This is a genomic window from Chitinophaga silvisoli (assembly GCF_003412465.1).
Taxonomy (GTDB): Bacteria; Bacteroidota; Bacteroidia; order Chitinophagales; family Chitinophagaceae; genus Chitinophaga; species Chitinophaga silvisoli.
The window spans coordinates 81158-103059 of the sequence record NZ_QTJV01000019.1; the positions used below are offsets into that span (position 1 = coordinate 81158).

The 21902-nt window shown below is 45.2% G+C and carries 18 protein-coding genes; 9 read left to right on the top strand and 9 right to left on the bottom strand.

Annotated features, from left to right (window positions below):
- Window positions 1–38: 38 nt before the first annotated feature.
- A complete protein-coding gene (locus tag DXN04_RS32315; protein WP_116857562.1) occupies window positions 39–689 on the bottom strand; it encodes a hypothetical protein in 651 nt (216 codons plus the stop codon).
- Between the two features lie 170 nt (window positions 690–859).
- Here DXN04_RS32315 and DXN04_RS32320 point away from each other — a divergent pair, with 170 nt between their 5' ends.
- Window positions 860–2158 carry an alpha-L-fucosidase gene (locus DXN04_RS32320; protein WP_116857563.1) on the top strand — a complete coding sequence of 433 codons (1299 nt, stop codon included), beginning with the start codon at window positions 860–862 and terminating at the stop codon, window positions 2156–2158.
- 99 nt (window positions 2159–2257) lie between these two features.
- Here the strand turns inward: DXN04_RS32320 and DXN04_RS32325 are convergent, their stop codons facing one another.
- Both DXN04_RS32325 and DXN04_RS32330 read right to left on the bottom strand, forming a co-directional pair.
- Window positions 2258–3142 (bottom strand): helix-turn-helix domain-containing protein, encoded by an 885-nt coding sequence (locus DXN04_RS32325; RefSeq protein WP_116857564.1) that lies wholly within the window; start codon window positions 3140–3142, stop codon window positions 2258–2260.
- Window positions 3143–3169: 27 nt separating this feature from the next.
- Window positions 3170–4099 carry an MBL fold metallo-hydrolase gene (locus tag DXN04_RS32330; RefSeq protein WP_116857565.1) on the bottom strand — a complete coding sequence of 310 codons (930 nt, stop codon included), beginning with the start codon at window positions 4097–4099 and terminating at the stop codon, window positions 3170–3172.
- A gap of 85 nt (window positions 4100–4184) precedes the next feature.
- Here DXN04_RS32330 and DXN04_RS32335 point away from each other — a divergent pair, with 85 nt between their 5' ends.
- Window positions 4185–4598 (top strand): winged helix-turn-helix transcriptional regulator, encoded by a 414-nt coding sequence (locus DXN04_RS32335; protein WP_233525739.1) that lies wholly within the window; start codon window positions 4185–4187, stop codon window positions 4596–4598.
- Here DXN04_RS32335 and DXN04_RS32340 read toward each other — a convergent pair.
- The 4 genes from DXN04_RS32340 to DXN04_RS32355 form a co-directional block, all read right to left on the bottom strand.
- On the bottom strand, window positions 4534–4941 hold the full coding sequence (locus tag DXN04_RS32340) for a YciI family protein (protein ID WP_116857567.1): 408 nt from the start codon (window positions 4939–4941) through the stop codon (window positions 4534–4536). The genes DXN04_RS32335 and DXN04_RS32340 overlap by 65 nt on opposite strands.
- Before the next feature lie 91 nt (window positions 4942–5032).
- On the bottom strand, window positions 5033–5782 hold the full coding sequence (locus tag DXN04_RS32345) for a helix-turn-helix transcriptional regulator (protein ID WP_116857568.1): 750 nt from the start codon (window positions 5780–5782) through the stop codon (window positions 5033–5035).
- 8 nt (window positions 5783–5790) lie between these two features.
- Complete coding sequence (locus tag DXN04_RS32350; protein ID WP_116857569.1) at window positions 5791–6531, bottom strand: hypothetical protein; 741 nt, start codon at window positions 6529–6531, stop codon at window positions 5791–5793.
- A gap of 82 nt (window positions 6532–6613) precedes the next feature.
- Window positions 6614–8959, bottom strand: coding sequence for a TonB-dependent receptor domain-containing protein (locus DXN04_RS32355; protein ID WP_116857570.1), 2346 nt, complete (start codon window positions 8957–8959; stop codon window positions 6614–6616).
- 109 nt (window positions 8960–9068) lie between these two features.
- On the opposite strand from DXN04_RS32355, the gene DXN04_RS32360 reads away from it, so the two are divergent.
- A complete protein-coding gene (locus DXN04_RS32360) occupies window positions 9069–10523 on the top strand; it encodes a sensor histidine kinase (RefSeq protein WP_116857571.1) in 1455 nt (484 codons plus the stop codon).
- Window positions 10513–11190, top strand: a complete 678-nt coding sequence (locus tag DXN04_RS32365) for a response regulator transcription factor (RefSeq protein WP_116857572.1) — start codon at window positions 10513–10515, stop codon at window positions 11188–11190. The genes DXN04_RS32360 and DXN04_RS32365 overlap by 11 nt, the downstream gene beginning before the upstream one ends.
- Here DXN04_RS32365 and DXN04_RS32370 read toward each other — a convergent pair.
- Entirely contained in the window at window positions 11159–12010 is an 852-nt protein-coding gene (locus tag DXN04_RS32370; RefSeq protein ID WP_116857573.1) for an alpha/beta fold hydrolase, read from the bottom strand. The two genes, DXN04_RS32365 and DXN04_RS32370, sit on opposite strands and share 32 nt — an antisense overlap.
- A gap of 117 nt (window positions 12011–12127) precedes the next feature.
- Here DXN04_RS32370 and DXN04_RS32375 point away from each other — a divergent pair, with 117 nt between their 5' ends.
- Window positions 12128–12457, top strand: a complete 330-nt coding sequence (locus DXN04_RS32375) for a winged helix-turn-helix transcriptional regulator (RefSeq protein WP_116857574.1) — start codon at window positions 12128–12130, stop codon at window positions 12455–12457.
- A gap of 63 nt (window positions 12458–12520) precedes the next feature.
- On the opposite strand, the gene msrA is transcribed toward DXN04_RS32375, so the two are convergent.
- Complete coding sequence (gene msrA, locus DXN04_RS32380) at window positions 12521–13015, bottom strand: peptide-methionine (S)-S-oxide reductase MsrA (protein WP_116857575.1); 495 nt, start codon at window positions 13013–13015, stop codon at window positions 12521–12523.
- Window positions 13016–13289: 274 nt separating this feature from the next.
- On the opposite strand from msrA, the gene DXN04_RS32385 reads away from it, so the two are divergent.
- From DXN04_RS32385 to DXN04_RS32400, 4 genes are all read left to right on the top strand, one after another.
- Complete coding sequence (locus tag DXN04_RS32385) at window positions 13290–13715, top strand: hypothetical protein (RefSeq protein WP_116857576.1); 426 nt, start codon at window positions 13290–13292, stop codon at window positions 13713–13715.
- A gap of 24 nt (window positions 13716–13739) precedes the next feature.
- A complete protein-coding gene (locus tag DXN04_RS32390) occupies window positions 13740–18743 on the top strand; it encodes a DUF4132 domain-containing protein (protein WP_116857577.1) in 5004 nt (1667 codons plus the stop codon).
- An 85-nt stretch (window positions 18744–18828) separates the two neighbouring features.
- Window positions 18829–19215, top strand: a complete 387-nt coding sequence (locus tag DXN04_RS32395) for an HYC_CC_PP family protein (RefSeq protein ID WP_116857578.1) — start codon at window positions 18829–18831, stop codon at window positions 19213–19215.
- 77 nt (window positions 19216–19292) lie between these two features.
- Window positions 19293–21833: a TonB-dependent receptor domain-containing protein gene (locus DXN04_RS32400; protein ID WP_116857579.1), complete on the top strand. Its 2541-nt coding sequence runs from the start codon at window positions 19293–19295 to the stop codon at window positions 21831–21833.
- Window positions 21834–21902 lie beyond the last annotated feature (69 nt).

The following is a 21902-nucleotide window of genomic DNA, read 5'->3' on the forward strand; positions in this document are numbered from 1 at the left end:
AATGCAAATAGGAATTTTCATAGGGGTAACGAAGTCTCTTAAGATTTCAACTCGCTGATCACATCTTCGACGGTATCTTCTGCTTTCAGTTTATTCAGCAATGGACTTGGGGAGTCTGCAAAATAGCTTTTACCAACAGTGATACCCAGCATATCATCGAAATTGCTGGTGCCTACGCGTGACTGCATCACCTGCCTGGCCTTGTCCCTGGTAATGGTGACAGTTACTGCGGCTGCATTCAGGAGTACGAGTTTTTGATTGTTGATAAATTCATCCATATCACTTGGTACGGAAGTAATAGTCACCGTTGAAACGTCTGTGCAGGCGAATGCTGCATAGGCATTGGAGACCAGGTATTGCATAGCTACTCTTTTCATCCTGTTTACATCCTGATTTTTGTCTTCCTGATGAGAGATCTGGATATGCAGGGGGGATTTGGAAATGAGTTTCAGTGTACCATCTTCAGTGGAGAAGTCATTCCGGTCTTCGACCATTTCCATGACTGATTCGTAATGTTTGTGTGTCAGCTCTGCTACAGTGGGTACAGAATCGACTGTAGTGCCTATGTCTTCTGTTAAAGCTACAGTGTCTACAAGATCAGCGTCATTTGTTTGCTTTGTAGCCGGAGCATCGCAGGAAGATAGGTAGAATGCTAAAGATAAGAATACCAGTTTGTTGGGGTGGTTCATGCTCGAAATTTTTGTCTTTATTGCAGAGGGATAAAGAGGGTAACATTGAAAACGCAGGGGATTTTTCCCCTTTGTTGGCAGGAAATGCACGTTAGATAAAGCGGGACATTCAGGAAATGTATAGGATATCCCTGCAAAATTAGCTAAGTTTATAGAAATTAGGATTCGTTATGAAGCGGTTGTCAGTATTTTTGATGCTCATGATTGTTGCCCGCATGCCATCTTTTTCCCAACAGGTACTTCCTTCCAAAGACCAGATAGCATGGGCGGATGCCGAGATAGGCGTGATTATCCACCTGGATATCAATATCTATGCGCCTGCGTCGTTCGATTACAAAAAGAAAGAGACACTGCCTCCACTGTCGGTTTTCAATCCTTCAAAACTTAATACGGATCAATGGATAAAGACAGCAAAAGCGGCTGGTGCAAAGTATGCCGTGCTTACGGTAAAACATGGTACCGGTTTTTGCCTCTGGCCTTCTGCTGTAAATGAATACAATGTAGCACATACCCCTTTTAAGAAAGATATTCTCCAGGCATTCATTGCTTCCTGTAAAAAGTATGGTGTGCAGCCGGGATTGTATTACAACACAAATACAAACACATATTATGGTGCGCATGATGCTGAATACAATAAAGCCGTTCTGGCCCAGCTGAATGAGATCTGGAGCAACTACGGTCCTATGTTTGAAATCTGGTTTGATGGTGGATTGCAGAACGGACTGGAAGCAGAGGTACTGAAAATGATTCATGAAAAGCAACCACAGGCTATTCTGTTCCAGGGACCTTTGAAAGCTGGAAATACGATCCGCTGGATTGGCAATGAAGATGGTTTTGCTGCTTATCCTCAATGGAGCAGGGCGAATGAAACGACATCTTCTGACGGTGTAGTGAAGATTGATGGACTGCATGGTGATCCTGAAGGCAGGTATTGGTGCCCGGGAGAATCTGATTTTCCTATCCGTAGAAATTCTGCGTGGAATGGTGGATGGCTGTGGAAGGCGGGGGAAGATAAATACCTGTTCTCTGTAAAGGAACTGATGGAGAAGTATTATAAGAGTGTGGGCAGGAATACGAATATGCTGGTAGGTATGGTGGTGGATACCAGTGGACTGATCCCTAAACCGGACTCCCTGGTTTTTGATAGTCTTGGCAGGCGTTTAAAGCATGTTTTTTCAGCACCGCTTGCGATACGTAGTAATATGACCAAATCCATCATAGAGCTCAGTAATAAGAGCGGGAAGGCTGTCAGTCAGTTGATGATCATGGAGGATCTGGATTATGGTGAGAATATCCTGTCTTATAGTTTACAGGTGCAGGTGGGTGATAGTTGGAAGGAAGTGGCTACGGGGGAGTCTGTAGGGCATAAGCGATTGCAGACGTTTAGTCCGGTGACGGGGAGTATGTGGCGACTGATGATAACGGGGAATGCGGGACCACTGCATATTAAGCAGGTGGCATTGTATTAGCAGATGAAGGAACGTTTTCCACTTGCAGGGATTTACCACCATCTACAAAACTATCGCCCTTGGTGTAAGCTAATTTCATGTGAACTAATTTAGAAAATCTTATTTATGATTTTCAAACCTTATTGCATTGGGCGTGGTGCCTGTAACCCTTTTGAAGTAATTATTAAAATAGGTAGGGTATTCAAAGCCCAGGCCATACGCAATATCTGCCACGCTCCAGTTGGTATGCTGTAATAATGCCTTCGCTTCGGCAGTGATTCTTTCGGCTATGAGTACGGATGTGGGTTTGCCGGTAACTGCTTTGACTGTACGGTTCAGGTAGTTGATGTGGACGGACAGGGATTGGGCAAAGTCCTGCGCGGTACGTAGTTTGAGTGGTTCGGCAGGGTTGTCGATGGGGAACTGCTTCTCCAGAAGTTCTAAAAAAGAGCGGGTCATGCGGGCGGCGGCATTGTGTTCTCTCAGGTCCAGGTTGGCCGGCTGGATCTGGAGCGCTTCATGAACGATGAGCTCAATACAGTTGCGGAACAGGTCATCTCTATGTTCGTATGCTGAATCATATACGCTAAGCATTTTCTTATAGATCCCTGTCAGGAAGGCTACCTGGTCCTGGTTAAGGGGGAGTACCGGGAATTCAGAAGAACGGAATAAAGGGGAATGCTGCAATAACTCAGTCAGTTCCCTGCCGGCGATGAAGTCTTCAGTAAATACACAGGCATAGCCGGAGCGTTCAAGGGAACGGGGGACAATGGTATGATATACATTCGGATTGGCGAAGAAGAGGTAAGTACCATCCATTTCCACACTTTTGTCTCCAAATTTGAGGGTGAAATCCCCCGTTACCATGATGATTTTATAATAATCTCTTCTTGCGTGTATTTCAGCAGCCGGGACAATACCCGATACTTCCTGTACTTTAAACCCTTTTGATTTTAAGTCTGCCCCCATACAGGTCGGTATCCTGGAGATTGTTTGTGTTGCCATACCGCAAAGTTAAGAAAATCAAACCTTTTATTGGCCATTGCCCAGGGTACTATAATTGATGGGGATCCAGTTATACCCCTTGCCTTGTGCCCTGACATGGCCAATACCGGGAAAGGATATGTGATCCGCTGCGAGCCAGTAACCTTTAGCTGCCGCATCTTTGAAGGTCTTTATTCTTTGTATGGCAGCGGTTTTTTCATCTACATCGAAGTTGATGGTCACGGCAGGATCGGGTAATTGTACACTGGCAGCGTGCACCATATCACCTATGAATAACATCTTTGCGCCTTTGCTTTCGAGGGCGTAAAAGGTATGGCCGGGTGTATGGCCATGTGCATCGAGTGCCGTGATACCGGGAAATACCTCATCTCCATATTCAAAAGTTTTCACCTTACCTGCTTTTAAGTAAGGCCCTACTTTGTCAGCTGCTTCCTTGAACCAACGGGCCAGGCGGGGTGTTTTGTTTTTCTCATTCATCCAGAAATCTACTTCCGGTTGGCTGATGTAAATGGTGGCATTGGGGAAGACCATTTTACCATTGAGCATCAAACCGCCTGTGTGATCAGTATGAATGTGCGTGACGAGGATGGCATCGATCTGTTCTGGTGTTATGCCTGTTTTACGGAGACTTTCAGGCAGGTGACCGAGTGTGGGACCATATAATTCAGCGGCACCGGCATCGATAAGAATGTTTTTGCCATTGAGTTTTAAAAGGTAGGCATTGACAGACGCTTCTTCGGTAGGTGTTTGATAACTGAGCGTAGTTAAGCTATCGATTTCCTGATGTGAAACATTGGTAAGAATGTCGTGCAGGTGAATCGGCACCGTACCGTCTGATAGTGCGGTAAGTTCATATTCGCCGAGTTGAATACGGTAATAACCTGGTTGATCCATCTGAGATTGCGCATTGGTTATTTGCGAGGCCAGTAGTAAGGAGCATAAAAGAATTTGCTTCATTGTTTTTTTTGATAGCAAAATTCCGGGTATATGTCTTCCAGGTCAAGTACGCAGTTGATTATGACATAGGCATAAAATTATGCGTATGACGGGGTTGAAGCAGGTGATGTATATTTGTAGTATGTACACGCATAAAATACCAAAGGACCTCAATTGCGGGATGGCGATGACGATGGAGATCATTGGCAATAAGTGGAAGCCTTGTTTGCTGTATAGTATCAGACAGGGTGTGAACCGGCCCGGGCAATTGCAGCAGGCTAATCCGAAGGCATCCCGGCAGGTGTTGAACCAGCAGTTAAAAGAGTTGGAGGCACATGGCATCATCCGGAAGGTGGTATATGCGCAATTGCCTCCAAAGGTGGAATATTTTCTGACAGAACTGGGAGAGTCACTGATCCCTGTGTTGGATGCAATGACTGCCTGGGGGGATAAGATTATTGCTGATGTAGCGCAGCTGTCGCCTCAAAAATCTGAGGTGCTCCTTTCGGAATTTCCCTGATTTCCACACTACCTCCATATGCTAAGATAGGACAGGCTTTGGCCAGTTCAGTTGCCTCATCTATATTCTCCGTGCGCAGCAGGATGCTGCTTACCTGTTTCATATTTCCTTTTTCTTCAGTTGGATTGATCACCCTGCTTTCTCCCGGATAGGCGAAGCTGGTGATGTAATGGCCGGTGGCTTTCCAGTCGGCAATCGCTTTCTCCCATTTGGGATTTACTGATTTTGCGAGTTCGGTCGTGTAAGTGGAAGGTACTTTTACAAGTACGACAAAAGCTTTCATGGGTTGTGATTTTTGTGCGGTGCCGGCAAAGAGCAGCATGGCGATGAATAAATGTTTCATGGAGCAAAGTTGCGATACTGAGCAGACGGGAAATAGTAAAAAATCATTGATCTTACCACCTAGGGGAGTCTTCTTACCAAGGGGAGCTATCTTACCACTGAGGGGGTGCCTTGAAGAAACTGGAAGGAGTCAAGCCTGTATATTGTTTGAATGCTTTGTTGAAGTGAGCCTGGTCAAAATAACCGGCTTCTAAGGCAAGGTGGGTGAGGTCTGTTATGCCAGGTTTTTTTATAATGGCCTGCATGCGTACAAGGGTGGCGAATTGCTTGGGGCTGCTGCCGATTACTTTACGAAAACGTTTTTCAAAAGCATCCTGGCTGATATAGAGGGAGGAGGCCAGTTGGGTTATAGAAAGCTGTCCCTGCTGCTGTTTGATAGCTTTTGTGGCTGTTAGAATAAGTGGATCGGTGGCGGTGTTTTTAATTCGGGCTGTTAGAAAGTCTTCTGCGATGGCAATGCATTGGTGATAATCTTGTGCTTCGCCTAATTGGTCTTCCAGGCAGGTAATATCTACCAGATTGTGCAGCGGGATACTTTCATTGAAGAACTCATGGGCAGGGATGTCGAAAAATGCATTGATGCCTCCTTCTTTGAATAAGATCAGCAGGTTAGCAGTGCCGGCATGATACTGGATCAGGCGGGGTGTTTTTCTCAGTCCTGAGACGAGGAACCCAGGGAGTGATTCATTTTCTGAAGAGATCCTTCCTTTTAAGCGTAGTGCCAGCACAGGCACAATACCTGGTAAGACCCTGTTAACAATCAGTTCCTCACTTTCGATGATGCGGAAACCATCGATGTAAGGCTGTAAAGCAAGGGACGGTATGTAGTTATGAATTTTGATACCTGAAGTTAATGACTTTTGGCTGAACTTTCTTCCTCCATAATGAACTCCAGGATCTCTCCTGTATTTTTAAAATCCCTTACCTGCTTTTCGATATGATACCTTTTGTGAATGAATTTTACCATCTTTCTTTTTGCGCCCGCTTCTCTTAAAAACTCTCCACTGTAGATCCTGGTGGTGTCATTCCCATTTACAAGCAGCATTAAGCGGGGCATGATGAAGTGATCTGTATAGTTGGAGAGTTCATGTTTATCCATTTCACTGAGATCATAAATTGCAATCCGCCCTTTGAGCAGATCACGCCGCAGGAAAGCGTTTCCTTTATAACTGATGTAGGTTGTCGTATCTCCCAGGTGATAAGGGAGTGGGAGCTGCATGGTCACGGAATCTACCGAATCGGTGTAGTACATTCTGAATACAGTACGGTCATAGATATTTGTTTTATCGATCTCTGACCATGGTCTGGTCACCTGTTCTACCATCGCTTCGTACCAGATGTGGTGCCCTTTTCCATAGGTAATATATGGACGGATCCAGGTTTCGCCTGTTAGCTGGCTGCCTTTTTTCAGATAGATCCTACCCTGGCTCACGGGGAAGTTCCGGTCATTGATTTTGAAGATACCCACCTTTTCTCCGATACTCTCTTTTCCATGGATCTTATGAGGAAGCAGATAAGGTTGCGGCCAGCGTACAGTGGTGACATAACAACCAGGGAGTACGAATATGCATATTGCTAACAGCCATTTCATCTGCTAAAGGTAAAGGAGAAAAGGCGGGCACGGCATTAAAGTTCGATTAAAAAAAGTGCCTGCAGCATTAAGAAATTACGGCTTATTGGGCACGCTGTTTCTCTTCTTCACTGGCAGTTTTCCTGCTCCTGGCAGCTTTGATATCTTTACCCATACGATAAGAGAAACTCAGCGTCATTAGCCTTGATTCATTTTTATGATAGAAGCTGCTTTGCTGATCCAGGTAATTGATATTGACACGGTAGGTGAATGCATTGAAGATATCATTAGCCGTGAGGCGAACCGTTCCTTTGCCTTTCAGCACATTGGCTTTCACACCTAAGTCTATTTCACTCAGACTTTCGAAGCGGTAAATGTTTTGAATGCCGGGACCTATATACTGTGCGGTCACCTCAGCAGCGATACCTTTCTTTTTGTTGATAGTAAAAGACTGATTCAGCCTGCCATCGTAAGAGAAGGTGCTAAAGTTGTAATGACTTTGCAGGTAAGCAGATTTCTCCTTTGTATAATAGCCGCCTGCATCTACATTGATATCCCACCAGCTGGTTGGATGGAAGGCAGCGGCGATGCGCAGGCCTGCATTGACACTCAGGCCCAGGTTCTGGTGAGTGATGTAGTAGTTTTTAGTGTTGTTGTCCTGCACGGTGACGTTGGTGAATATATTGCTGGTGGAGGTATAGTTGGCCGTGAGGGTATAGTTTTCTTTGTATGTGTATCCTACTTCTACATTGTGCACAAAGGCTGGTTGCAATGAAGGATTACCCACATAGTAATTGTAAGGAGATGAATAGTGCCTGGCTGGGTTCATGCGTGCATATTCGGGCCTGTCTATACGATAGCCGTAGGTTAATTGCAACTGGTTGTTGTCATTAATTTTGTATTGTAAGAATACTGTTGGGAACAGTTTGAAATAACTGCGCTTGTTCAGGGAATCGAGTGTGATGGAGTAACCACGGGTATTGGTGTTTTCTGCGCGCAGTCCTCCCTGTACAGTCAGTTTGTTGAAGGTGCCGGAGATGTTGGTATACAGCGCGGTCGTATTTTCAGTATATTCAAAATGATTGCTTTTATCAGGCATCAGTACATCACTTTGGATGAAGGTGAATAAATTGTCGCTCTTAATGCTGCTGTATTTAAAACCGGAGCTCATGTTCCATTTACCTAAGCTATAGGTATAGTCAGCCTTTCCGGAGAAGATGTCGATATGTTGGGTAGTAGGGGTATAGATGCGATAATCATTGGCGGAAGAAGAGGAGGTACTGTTTATATGTGCATAACTGCTGGTTTCGTAAGGTGCGTAATCCAGGTCGAGGTTTACACTACGCTTGCCACTATCCAGTTTCAGGCTATAGTTAATATTGTAGGTATAACCGCTACCGCCTTTTTTGTCGGTAGAGTTAGTTTGTAAGGTAGAGTCGAGATTTGACTTGTCTGCACTGAGAATGCGGGTGGGGATGTCGCCATCGCTGTGGCCAGCGCGGTTATTGCCGGTGAAGAGTACACCCAGGATCTGGTTGTCTGCCAACTGGTAGTCTACACCCAGGCGATAGTTATGGCTATTTGAATTCAGTACGTTGTGGTCATTGGTTTCCCAGTAGGAATCACCGAAATTGATATTAGTCCTGTTATCCATGTAGGTATGTTTATGGCCATAGCCATAATTACCATATACGTTCACTTTATCCTGGCGATAGTTGAAGGTAGCGCTGCCATTGTAGGAGCTGTAGATGCCCTGGATATAGTTACCGTTGAAGGCAACGTTGAGGCCTTGTTTCTTTACTTTTTTAGTGACGATGTTAATAATGGAGCCACCTTGTGCTTCGAAACTGGCCGGGGGATTGGTGAGGACTTCGATCCTGGTGACCATAGAAGAGGGCAGGCCCTGGAGGTAGCTCACCAGGTCATCGCCGGAGAGGTGGAGGGGCTTGCCATCCATATATACTTCCACGCCTTTGCGGTAGGCGGAGATGGAGTTGTCTGAGTTCACTGACACACCCGGGGCCTTGGTCAGGGCCTCCCAGGATGTACCGCCGTTGGCAATAATGCTGTTTTCAACATTGAAGACAACCCTGTCGGTTTTGCGCTCAATGACTGGTTTGGCCGCTGAGACGGTGATGCCTTGCAATTGTTTATGATCGGCTTGTAATAGAATGGAGATAGAATCTGTCGGTACAGCAAGTTCTTTCATATACGATTGATAACCCATGGACATCGCGGCAAGGGTATAATTGCCTTTGGCGATGCCTTTGAGTGTAAAATGGCCAAGGTCGGTAATGGCGGTGGCGATATATTTATTTTGCTGGCTAAGGGTAATGGTTACGCCATCGAGCAAATGACCTTCGGCATCGGTGACAGTGCCGCTGATGTTGGACTGTGCAACTGCGAATAAGGGCAGTAATGTCAGGAGGAGTATGTGGATCTGTTTCATGAAGCAAACGTACTCCGATGTGATATTAAGGCCGGTTAAACTAGGTTAAATAAGGTTAAATCGTATTTTCGGGGTGTTTGAACAATGAAAAACTACCCATCTTTGTAGCATGAAATGGTTTTCAAAAAAATATGCATATCCTTTAGTGGTGGTGGCGATGATCGTCAGCGTGCTGTTGCAGGTAGTGTGGCTGCGGCAGTTGTATAGTTCGCAGCAGGTGCAGGTGAAGCGTGACCTGGACCAGGTGGTGACGAATGTGGTGAAGAGCAGTAATTACCTGAGTATGTTGCCGGGAAATGAGGGGAATGAAAATTTCCTGAGCTTCTTTCAGTCGCCGGAGTGGATTCAGTTCAAGGAGGCGTATAGCAGGATGCGGGGGCATAAGGTAATGAGCCGTTTTGAGTCGGACGTGAAGGGGGATAGTTCTATAGTTGATATCAGTATCAGGATTCCAAATAAAACGTACGAGCGCAAGCCGCACAAAGTACAGCGTGTGTTTGAACATGGTGAAACGATGGAAGAGCAGCTGCATTTGGATTCAGTAGAGTATTACCGCCTGGATAGTCTGGTGCGTCAGGAATTGCTGAAGAACCGGATAAACGTCAAGTACTTTATCATTAAATATGACTGGGAGACGGGTGTGATTATGAATAAGCATACGGCTGCGGAGGTAAAAAATGCGGATTACCGGAGTGAATCCTACAGCTATAATATCCGCTTGTATAACAATTTTCAGTTGGTGGTACCTTCATTGGAGAGGGTAGTATTTTACAGGATGCGGTATTATTTATTATCCTCCTTTTTTATGTTGTTATTAACCGGGGCTGCGTTTTATTTTGTGTTCAGATTGATGAAGCACCAGAACATTTATGCGCAGGCGAGGATTGCTTTTACCAGCAACATGACGCATGAGCTGAAGACACCTGTGGCAGTAATGGAGGCAGCCCTGGATGCGATCACACGTTACCAGCTTACAAATGACCCGGAGAAATTGTTGCAGTATATCAATATCAGCAAGACAGAACTGCACCGCCTGAATATGATGATAGAAAAGGTGCTGAACCTGGATGAAGCAGATAGTGGGGAGACGAAGTTGCGATCTGAATTGTATGATGTGCAGCAGGGATTGGAGCAGGTAGTGAGGTCTATGCAGTTGCAGCATACCTCAGCAGGCATACATTATCATCCTTCAGCGGAGCCCTGTTTCCTGGATGGAGACCCGGTGCACCTCACAAATGTATTTTATAACCTGATAGATAATGCGCTGAAGTATGGCGGCAAAGATGTACAGGTGAATATCACTTGTCATTGTACCGCAGATAATATTGTGATCAGTGTTAAGGATAATGGGCCTGGAATTGCGAAGATTTATCATGCACGGATCTTTGAAAGGTTCTTCAGGGTGCAGGATAATGTGGATGTACATAATGTGAAGGGCTCCGGGTTGGGATTGAATTATGTAAAGCAGATAGTGGAAAAGCATGGAGGAAAGATCCGTGTGGTGAGTGATTTAGGAAAGGGAACAGAATTTATCATAGAATTACCTGTTTATAATGAAGTATAAAGTTTTATATGCGGAAGATGAGCTAACGCTGGCGCAGATCATCAGTGATGGTTTGCGGCAGAGCGGGTATGAGGTGGTATTGGCTACGGATGGCAGTCAGGCCCTGGAATTGTTTCAAAATACACCGCCGGACATCTGTGTGCTGGATGTGATGATGCCTTTGAAAGATGGGTATACATTGGCGGAGGATATCAGAAAACTGGATACGGGTGTGCCGATTATATTTTTGAGTGCCAAGTCCTTGCCGGAAGATGTAATCAAGGGCTTTAAGAGTGGTGGAAATGATTATCTGCGGAAGCCTTTTAATATGGGGGAATTGCTGATCAGGATGGAGTCTTTGCTCAGCAGGTTTGGAACGAAGCAGGACACCGGGTCTGTATATACATTTGGCAGTTGTAAGCTGGACCCGGTGACACAGGAGTTGGAGACATCTGCCGCGAGGTATACCTTGTCTTACAAGGAGGCCGCGTTGTTAGAGCTGTTGCTGCAGAACAGGAATACCCTGGTACCGCGGCAGGTGCCGCTGCTGAAGATCTGGGGTGATGATACGTATTACAATGCACGTAGTATGGATGTGTTCATGTCGCATTTGCGAAAGATGCTGAAAAATGAACCGGGCGTGCAGTTGATGAGTATCAGGGGTGCGGGGTATAAGTTGATTGTTTAAAGAAGCGAATGAGTTCATTACATAATAGATCAGGTTGTTCTTCCTGGATATAATGCCCGCAATCGGGGATGATGGCATTGGTGATATCGGGGGCAAGTGCTTTCGTGATATTGTAAGCGAGGTGGCCGAGTCCCTGTTCTCCTCCTATTGTTAATACGGGCATTGGTAGTATTGTTTTGTTATCGTCTATATCCTGTAGTACGGCGCGGTAGTAGTTGAGACTGGCGCTTAATTTTTCCTGCCGGCTGTAAGTGCGGCAGTATTCGCTGATAGTAGCGTCATCGAAGACTTCTTTTTTGAAAGCCGAGTTTTTATAAAAATAGCTGAGGTATTCTTTTTCTTTTCCTGCGATCAATAATTCAGGTAGGTCCTGTACCTGGTGGAAGGCGAACCACCAGAGGGCTTTGTTATTTCTGGGTAGTAAGGGTAGCTTTTCCAGGTATTCACCTACAGGAGGTACGTCCAGCAGGGCGAGTTGTTGTACTGCATTGGGGAATTGGGCAGCATAACTATATGCGACAGATGCGCCCCAGTCGTGGCCGGCAAGGAAGATGTTGTCATAATTGAGTTGTAGCATCATGTTGTGAATGATGGCAGCAATATGTTTTTTATCAAATGAAGCCGGGATGCCGGAATCGCCCATGCCGGGAAGGTCTGGAGCGATGACGTGGAAACCTGCTGCTGCAAGTATTGGCATTACAAATCGCCAGGAATAGCTGGTTTGTGGCCATCCATGCAAGAGTAAAATTACATCTTTGTTGTTGGAGCCGGCGCTGCGGTAGCTGATTTGAAGCTTGTCTATCGTGATCGTTTTGTGCATAATTCTGTAATTTTTTATGGGCAAAACTATCTTAGTATTTACCTTTAGTCAAGTACTTACCGGAAAGTTCGGTACTTACTTTTTAGTAAAAATTGTTGATCTTAAATTGGTTGTGAGATGGAGAAATATAAATTAGGGGATAAGGTGTTTGATTGTCCGGTTGGCCTGGCATCGAATGCGATCAATGGGAAGTGGAAGTTGCAGATTTTGAATTTGCTTTCGCAGGAGGAATGTATGCGGTATGGGAATTTAAAGAGGAGGATAGAGGATGTGTCGGAGAAAATGTTGATACAACATTTGCGGGAGTTGGAGCAGGATGGGTTGATAGAGCGGAAGCTGTACCCGGAGGTGCCGCCGAGGGTTGAGTATGCCTTGACGGAAGTGGGTAGACAGATCATCCCGGTAATAGTAGCATTAAAACAATGGGGGCAGTTATTTAGGATTTAATATCAACAAAAATCCCCACCACCAAAAGGCAGCAGGGATTGGAATTTATTGCTTCAAGAAAAATTACTTCTTCAACTCCCACTCCGGCCTGATATAATGACAAGTATACCCATTCGGATGCTTCTGCAGATAATCCTGGTGTTCTTCTTCCGCATCCCAGAAATCACCCGCCGGCACCACTTCCGTCACGATAGGGTTATGATAGATCTTCGCTGCATCCAGCTCTTTGATCAACTCCTCTGCGGTTTCCTTCTGCGCCGCATCCAGGTAGAAGATTGCTGAGCGGTAAGATGTACCTATATCATTGCCCTGACGATTCTTCGTAGTCGGATTATGAATCTGAAAGAAGAACTCCAATAATTTACGATAAGAAATTACCTCATCATTGAATTCTATCTTGATCCCTTCTGCATGGGTGCCATGATTCCTGTATGTCGCATTCTTCACATCGCCTCCCGTATAACCCACATGTGTATTGATCACGCCCGGCAGCTCACGGATGAGTTCCTCTACTCCCCAAAAACAACCACCAGCAAGTATCGCAGTTTGATTAGCCATGTTATCTCTATTTTATACTGATAATTATCATCTTTTGTGCCAAATGAAAAAGCGCCTGACAAAAGAGCATGTATGGAACGATTGTCACGAAATTCATTATGGTATTGGCATTCAATCTGGTGTATTTGCTAAAATTAACTGTAATATGGTCAGTAATAAGTTAATTGCAACTATTATAGAGATTTCATCCTCTTGCATGAATGCCCATTACCTACTTGCTTAATTACATTTTTATTTTATATCTTGCCGGCAGATTGTTTAAATTTTAACCCTGATGTTCGTAATAATCAACATTAAACAAGCGGGACGTAAACATGCCATTCTTGAAAAACAACAAATAGAGCTGGATGATATTGGCCCCAATCCTACTGTAAAGGACCTGATCACTGCTGTGGTCAAACAACAGGTAAATGCTTACAATACTAAAAAGCCGGGGGCAAATGCATTACCATACCTGAGCAGTGAACAAATGGAGGGACAAGCTGCTAATGGAAAGATCGGTTTCGGAAGCATTTACAATGAAGAAAAAGCAGATCTGACCAGAGCACAGGAAACAGCACTACAAGCTTTTGAAGATGGCATGTATGCCATATTTGCCAACGAGGAAGAACTGAAACAATTAAGTGATCATTTTGAGCTTAACCCTGATACAGTTATCACCTTTATTCGATTAACATTTCTTTCCGGTAGCATTTGGTAACCGGACCCTAAATTTATTTTTAAGATGAATGCAAAAGAATTCCTCGCTACGAGGATTATCCCGGATTTTGAGAAAAACCTGATCAACACTTTACAGTCTGTGTACAAAGGCGAAGCCTCACACGAGCTGCTTACACCACGCAATGCTGAAGTAGGCCTGGTTTTATTGGGACAATTAGAAGGGTATACTGTTGACCGCAACGATTATACTACTGATATTAAATTCGGTAGTCCCCGCTACGAGGGCATGGTGAAGTTGCTGCCTGACAATGAGTGGGATGATCCCGAAATGTATAACCTGCTCCGTTATATTTATGGTGATGAGAAAGCAGTATATGTAAGAATTGCCTGGAAGAAATTTCCCCGGCTTAGCTACCAGAAAGGCTACTACCGCCGCTCTTTCCGCTCCCCGGGCAAAAGAGAGCTGTACCTGCCCAATCAACTCGATTTCCTGGTGAACACGATCTTCCAGGTTTATCAAAGAGATTATGGCGATATTTATACCTATACTGCTTACGATACCAGCATCACAGAACAGATCATCTGGGATCATCAGGAGTCCATGAGCTACCTGTATTACATCTGGGCAGCTGCATTGGACGAGGGGAATGAGGAAGTATACAAGCTTGTAGAGGATATTGTATTCAATAAAGAGGAAACCGGAAAGGTTACGCACAATATTATCAAGGCCCTGCTGACAAGCGAGCGGGAAGACTGCTGGCAATTGGTAGAGAAACTCCTGATCGCGGCACAAAGACAGGAAGGCTTAAGACAAAGCATCGTTGAATCCATTGATACCAGTACTATCGGTGCTTTCAAACATATGCTGAAAGTGATTGCTGACAACAAGCTCGCTCGTTTTGCTGCTGTGATCAGGGCCATCGATGTATGGGCCGGTGTAAGCTGGGAGGCAGAAAAGGAATCTGCTATCCATGCTTTCCTGGGCAAAGCATGTACTTACATGTTCGATACTGCCAAAATACCGGAAGGCATTCAAAGTAAGAATAACGCAGATGTATATATGGCCCTGTGGGCACAGGGGGTGCACGATCTAGAACTGACATTGCCTTATCTGCATGAGTTAATGCAGTCGACATCAGAAGAGAAACGTGTAATTGCCGTAAAGTTCGCAATGGAAGCCAGTCACTTTCAGCTGGATCTGCCTGTGATCATGGCAGGACTTGAAGATGAAAGTCTGGCTGTAAACGGGCTTGCTGTGAATATGCTGATCATGCGTATGTACTACAATGCTAAGCACTATGATACCTATTATCCGGGCCTTTTTGATAAACTGCACCAGATACTGAAGCGCTCCGAAGTAAAAGAAAAGAACTATAATGGCATCGCCTTTTCATGGTTACATATCTCCTATAGCAGGAGCAATGTACTCTCTGCCATGCTCTCCCTGGTTTTAGAAAAAAGCGAACGACTGGATATTGTGCTTTCTTACTATGATGAGATGGCCCTGGATGTAAAAGAAAAACTGGCAAAAGTATTACTGCCTGGATTCGCGGTTTACTATTGGGATAGTAACAAGACTGAAACCCCCGTCACCGGTTTCCAGCGCGACTTCGCCATGCGCATTCTGAAAGAAAAAGGCGAATTCCTGCAAAAAACGGCTTTTAATGTACTGGATACGTTACAATTGAATGCCGATGAAAATGCAGTGCTGGTTGATATGCTCAAACGCAAGAGCAGCGGTATGAGAAGCAGGGCTATTGGCGTTTTGTTAAATCAGCAGGATGAGTTGTTGCTGCATGCTGTCACGGCGCTCTTGCAGGGAGATGTGGAACAGCGCCTTGCCGGCCTGGATATTGCCAGCCAGTGTAAACAACGTAATCGCCTCACCGCGGAGCTTACACCATTGCTACTGGCATTTAAAGACAGGAAGAATATCTCTCCGAAAGAAGAGATCTTACTAAAAGAACTCAGCACTGATAGTGCCATTGTATATAATGAAGAGAATGGATACGGTTTGTATAATCCTGCACTTATACAGGAACCTGTCAAGCCCCTTGTTGACCCGCATGATTACTACGGTCAATGCGTAGCAGAGATTCCATTTGGTTTCTCACAGCCAACAACATACATCCAGCAGGAACTCCGGAAACTCATTGAGCTCTTTCTTGCTAACCAGGATTATGAGTATGAAGTAGAAACTTGGGATGAAGCAAAACATAAGTTACTTTTAGGAAATGGCTTCCGTAGTAAATATGTAAGAATGCCTGAAGGACTGAGTCCCGGAGAAAAATATGCTTCGTATCCATTGCCTGAGGTCTGGAAACAATGGTTTGAAGCATCCGGTCTGCAGCCCATAGATCTGTTTTTGCTGGACGAAATAGCCCTGAAACCCCAATATTTTTACGGGTTTAATAATGCAGAGCCCTTTGTATTCGACTTTATTCCAAAGTTGAATGATTATCTGCCCGCAGAGATCACAAAGGAAGTGCGTACTGGAAAACTCCACCTGATCGCGAATGCCTTCAGTGCATTGCGCCTGATCTTCCCATATGCTGAGCGGACTGCATACCTGATTGGTGCTACTACGCGGTTATTTGCCCGCATACCGGAAGAACGCCTCGCTACAGGTAATTATAACTATGGCTGGCAGTCGGAACAACACCTGAACTGGTTCCTGCAAAAGATCTACCTGTCCCAGATCCCTGATCATTTAGTAGCTGCTGTATGGCAAATCTACCACTGGCGGCAGTTTAGCGGCTTGAAAGAGAATATTCCAGTGTACCTGGCACCACTGGAGCTGTTTTGCAAAGCATTTAGCCTGGGCATCATTCCTGAAAGTGAAATGTACAGGGGCCTCCTCTCACGTAGTGTGATCCGGGACTTATCTACCTCCCGCAGGACCAGTGTACAACGTGACTATTTTACCCGGTATCCCTTCCTGCAGGATATGTATCTTCGGGTAAGAGAGCACCTGCTGGATATTGAACTGAAACGTGGTGACTCCGCTACCCCTGTATCTTCTTTTGTTGCTGATATCGAAAGACTGGAAGGCATCCACCGTTTTGCACAAATACTGGCTGGTTTGGGAAAAGATACTTTGCACAAAGGATACATGTATGCTGCCGATTCCAGGAATAAACAACAGTTATTCTCTTCTTTGCTGAAGCGGTGTTACCCTGCTCCTGCTGATACGCAGGCGCAATTTGATGTTACTATGCAGGCAATCAGTGCCAAAGAAGAACGCCTTATAGAAGCGGCCGTATATGCGCCACAGTGGCAAAAGCTGGTAAGTGCTTACCTGAACTGGAAAGGACTGGATACTGCTATCTGGTGGTTGCATGTGCATACCAAGTCCGATGCCTATGCTGCGCAGAATGCTGACCTTGAAAGCGCCGTGGCATTATATACTTCCATCGAACTCCAGGACTTTAAAGATGGTGCGGTGGATAAGGAATGGTTCCGGCAGGCATATAAAGAAATTGGTAAAGACCGCTGGCAGAAAGTGTATAACGCCGCTAAATATATCAGTGACGGCAATGGTCATCGCAGGGCGCGCCTGTATGCTGATGTCATCACCGGTGACCTTAAAATCAAGGAGGTGACCCAAAAGGTGAAAGAAAAGAGAGACCAGGATTACCTGCGTATGTATGGCCTGATTCCATTGAGCAAGGCGAACCCGCAAAAAGACATCCTGGCCAGATATGAGTACATCCAGCAATTTAAAAAAGAAAGCAAGCAGTTCGGTGCACAAAAGCAAACCAGCGAAGGTATTGCCATCCGTATTGCGATGGAGAACCTGGCCAGGAATGCAGGGTATGCAGATCCCATACGCCTGAGCTGGGCCATGGAAACCAAACAGGTACAAAGCATCCTCTCTAAGGAAACCCAGGTTCAATATGATGATGTATTGATCGGCCTCATTATCGAAGAAGACGGTGAAGCAGATGTAGTGGCATTCAAAGGCGATAAAAAACTGGCTGCCATACCTGCTAAATTCAGGAAAGATAAAAAGGTGCTGGAACTACAGGAATTCAAAAAGACACTGAAGGAACAATTCCGACGTTCCCGCAAGTCACTGGAAGAAGCGATGGTGAGAGGCGATGCTTTTGAAGCTGCGGAACTGGCTACCTTATTCACACATCCGGTGATTGCAAAGCACCTGGAAAAACTGGTGTTTGTAACAAGGAAGGGACATGGTTTCTGGCAGGACAACACATTAGTCTCCCCTGCTAAGCAAATCACAAAAATAGCTGCAGACGATCAGATCCGCATTGCGCACTGTACAGATCTGTACGCCAGTGGTACCTGGGGCGACTACCAGCATTATTGCTTTGAACAGCATTTACAACAGCCTTTCAAACAGATTTTCCGTGAACTGTATACCCCGCTGGCAGAGGAACTGGAAGAACAATCCATCTCCCGCCGTTATGCAGGGCATCAGGTACAGCCTGCGAAGACGGTGGCATTGCTGAAATCCAGGGGCTGGAAAGTAGACCATGAGGAAGGTTTGCAGAAGGCATTCCACCAGGAAGGTTTTGTGGTGAAAATGTATGCGGAGGCAAACTGGTTCTCCCCTGCGGAGGTGGAAAGTCCGGTGCTGGAGCAGGTGATCTTCCATGACCTGAAGACGTACAGGAATGTCGCTTTCAAAGATATCGATCCCCGCATTTTCAGCGAGGTGATGCGTGATATTGACCTGGTAGTAAGTGTGGCGCATGTAGGTGGTGTAGACCCTGAGGCCAGTCACTCTACCATCGAAATGAGGGCGGTATTGCTGAAGGAGACCACCCGCTTATTCAAACTGGACAATGTGAGTGTAGTGGGCAACCATGCAAAGATCAAGGGGCAATACGGTGAGTACAGCGTACACCTGGGCAGCGCCATTGTGCATATGATGCCGGGCAGGTACCTGTCCATTCTGCCGGTACATTCACAGCAAAGAGGTAGGTTGTTCCTGCCATTTGCGGATGATGACCCGAAGTCAGCCGAGGTGATGGCGAAGGTATTATTGCTGGCAAGGGACAAGGAGATCCAGGATCCGACCATTATACAGCAGTTAACTTTTTGATTATGTAAGACTTAGCGGCTTCTGCTGAAATAATATAAATCTTATCTAAAATTATATACATCGGGAGTTGTACCTTTGCTTATACATGAAAAGGGTAACCGCAATATGTTTATTACTGCTTTACTCCCTGACCCTTGTCGGTCTGGGTGTAAAGCAGTTTTATTGTTGTGGTAAACTGAAAGAGGTGTCCCTTGGACTGGCAAGTGCTACAGCGCATCATTGTGACATGGACAAGGAGCATAAGGGGTGTTGCGAAACAGCCTTTAAGACCCTGAAGGTGGAGGATAGCCATTTCTCCGCTACCCATGTGAATATCCCGGCTACCTTCTTTTTTACGCTGGCAAATCTGCAGCTGAACAACTGGAGTATTGAACCGGTTTTGGAACAGCCTTTCCATTTTAATTATGGAAATGGGCCACCACTATATAATAATGTCCCCAAATATATCCTGCATTGTATTTATAGAGTTTGATACCCCACAATCCATTCATTAGCCATCTACAGGCTATAAGTTGACTTTTTTCCCATTTATTACGCAACATTATTTTTATGTATAAGCTTATTATGCTAATAGGTTCCCTATTATGCTATTCTGTGATTGTATCCGCTCAGAAGAATATTTCCATACCTGTATCCGGGGAATGTGACCAATGCCAGCGAAGAATTGAAACCGCTGCCAAAGGTACTGGTGTGAGCATGGCTCATTGGGATGTGGCGACTAAAACCCTGCATTTACAATTTGATACTACCCAAACGAATCTCAATACAATTGAAGACAGGATTCTGAAGGTTGGGCATGATGTGGATGGTAAAAAAGCAGGTAAGAAAGCTTACAATGCACTGCCCGGATGCTGTAAATACAGGGTAGAGGAAGATGCGCCCGGGAACAATGCCGGGGATCAAACCAGCATGCCCATGAATAATTCCGGTCACCAGGCTACTATCAACGTAGCCGGTGCCTGTGAGCAATGCCAGCAAAGGATTGAAACGGCTGCTAAAGGTACAGGTGTGAGCATGGCCCATTGGGATGTAGCCACTAAAACACTGCACCTGGAATATGATGCTGCTCAAACAAACCTGAATACGATTGAAGACCGCATCCTGAAGGTAGGTCATGATGTGGAAGACAAAAAAGCCAGTGCCAAATCATACAACGCACTGCCCGAATGTTGTCACTACCGTGTGAATGAGCAGCAATTGAAAGAATTCACGGTGAACTCAAGGGTGAAAACTACCCAGATCTCTTCCCTGGCTACTGCCAGAACTGAGGTGATTACCAGCAAGGAATTGCTGAAAGCTGCCTGCTGTAACCTGAGTGAAAGCTTCGAAACCAATCCATCAGTGGATGTATCTTATAATGATGCGATAACCGGATCTAAACAGATCCAGTTATTAGGCCTGAGTGGTAATTATACGCAGTTGACCGTAGAAAACCTGCCTGGTCCGAGAGGACTGGCTACTCCCCTGGGCCTGAATTCTATCGCCGGCCCATGGGTGGAATCTATTCAATTGACGAAAGGGATTGGTTCTGTGGCAAATGGTTATGAGAGCATTGCCGGCCAGATCAACGTGGAATTAAAGAAGCCTGAGAACAGTGAACAATTATATGCCAATGTATATGTAAACGACTTTGGCAAGACGGATGTCAACGTGAACCTGGCACAGAAGATCAATGCTAAATGGTCAGTAGGCTTGCTGTTGCACGATGACTTTCTGACTAACAAAAAAGTGGATTTCACCAAAGATGGATTTAGGGATGTACCCACCGGGAACCTGTTTAGTGCTGTGAACAGATGGAAATATGATAATGGAAAGGGGTTCATGACCATCTTTGGTGTGAAGGTATTGAAGGATGAAAAGAAGGGAGGCCAGATTGACTATAAATCAGGTTCTTCCCTGTATGGATTGGGCATTAATACGGACAGGTATGAAGCATTTGCAAAGATTGGTTATACATTTCCCAGCAAGCCTTATAAGAGCATCGGTTTGCAGTTAGCCGGCATCAGTCATACCCAAAACTCTTATTTTGGATTGACAAAGTACGATGGTGACCAGAAGAGTGTATATGCAAACCTGATTTACCAGTCCATCATTGGTACTACTACCCACAAGTTCAGAACAGGGTTCAGTTTCCTGAATGATAACTATAATGAATCCCTGAATACGCTGAAGTATAAGAGAACTGAAGTAGTACCCGGTGCTTTCTTTGAATACACTTATTCACCCGTGGAAAACTTCAATGTAGTAGCCGGATTGCGTGGGGATCATAACAGTCTCTTTGGTTTCTTCCTCACTCCCCGCATCCATGTACGGTATGAGCCTGTTCCGGGTACAACCATACGAGTGAGTGCAGGTAGAGGTCAGCGTACAGCAAACATACTGGCGGAGAATATGAGTGTGATGGCCAGCGCCAGGAATATCAATATCCTGGGTACTACAGGTGGAAAAGCTTATGGCCTGAATCCTGAAGTGGCCTGGAATAAAGGCATTAGTGTAGATCAGAAGCTGCAATTATTTGGCAGAGATGCGATGGTGAGTGTAGACTATTTCAGGAATGATTTCAACAACCAGGTGGTAGTAGACCTGGAGAATCCTACAGAAGTGAAGTTCTATAACCTGGATGGAAAGTCTTATTCCAACAGCATGCAGGCGGAGATTTCAGCAGAGCCTTTACCAAAACTGGATGTAAGAGTCGCCTACCGTTATTTCGATGTAAAGACTACTTATAGTGGTATCCTGAAACAAAGACCGCTGACAGCCAAGCATCGTGTATTTGCGAATCTGGCCTATGGTGTAAAGGCCTGGAAATTTGATTATACCGTGAATTACAATGGTCCAAAGCGTATACCGGTTACCGCAGTAAGTCCGGAGGCATACTCACAGCATTATGTAACCATGAATGCGCAGGTGAGCAGGACCTTTGCAAAGAAACTGGATATTTATATCGGGGCGGAGAACCTGACTAATTTCTACCAGAAAGATCCGGTGATCAATGCGGGTCAGCCATTTGGTGCTGGTTTTGATGCCAGTATGGTATGGGGACCTGTGATTGGAAGAATGTTTTACGGGGGGCTGAGATATAAAATTTAGGACTTATTTCATAGGGAGGTATTTGTAATTGATAGTCAATGATTGAAGGGTAATTAAGAAATGAGTTTT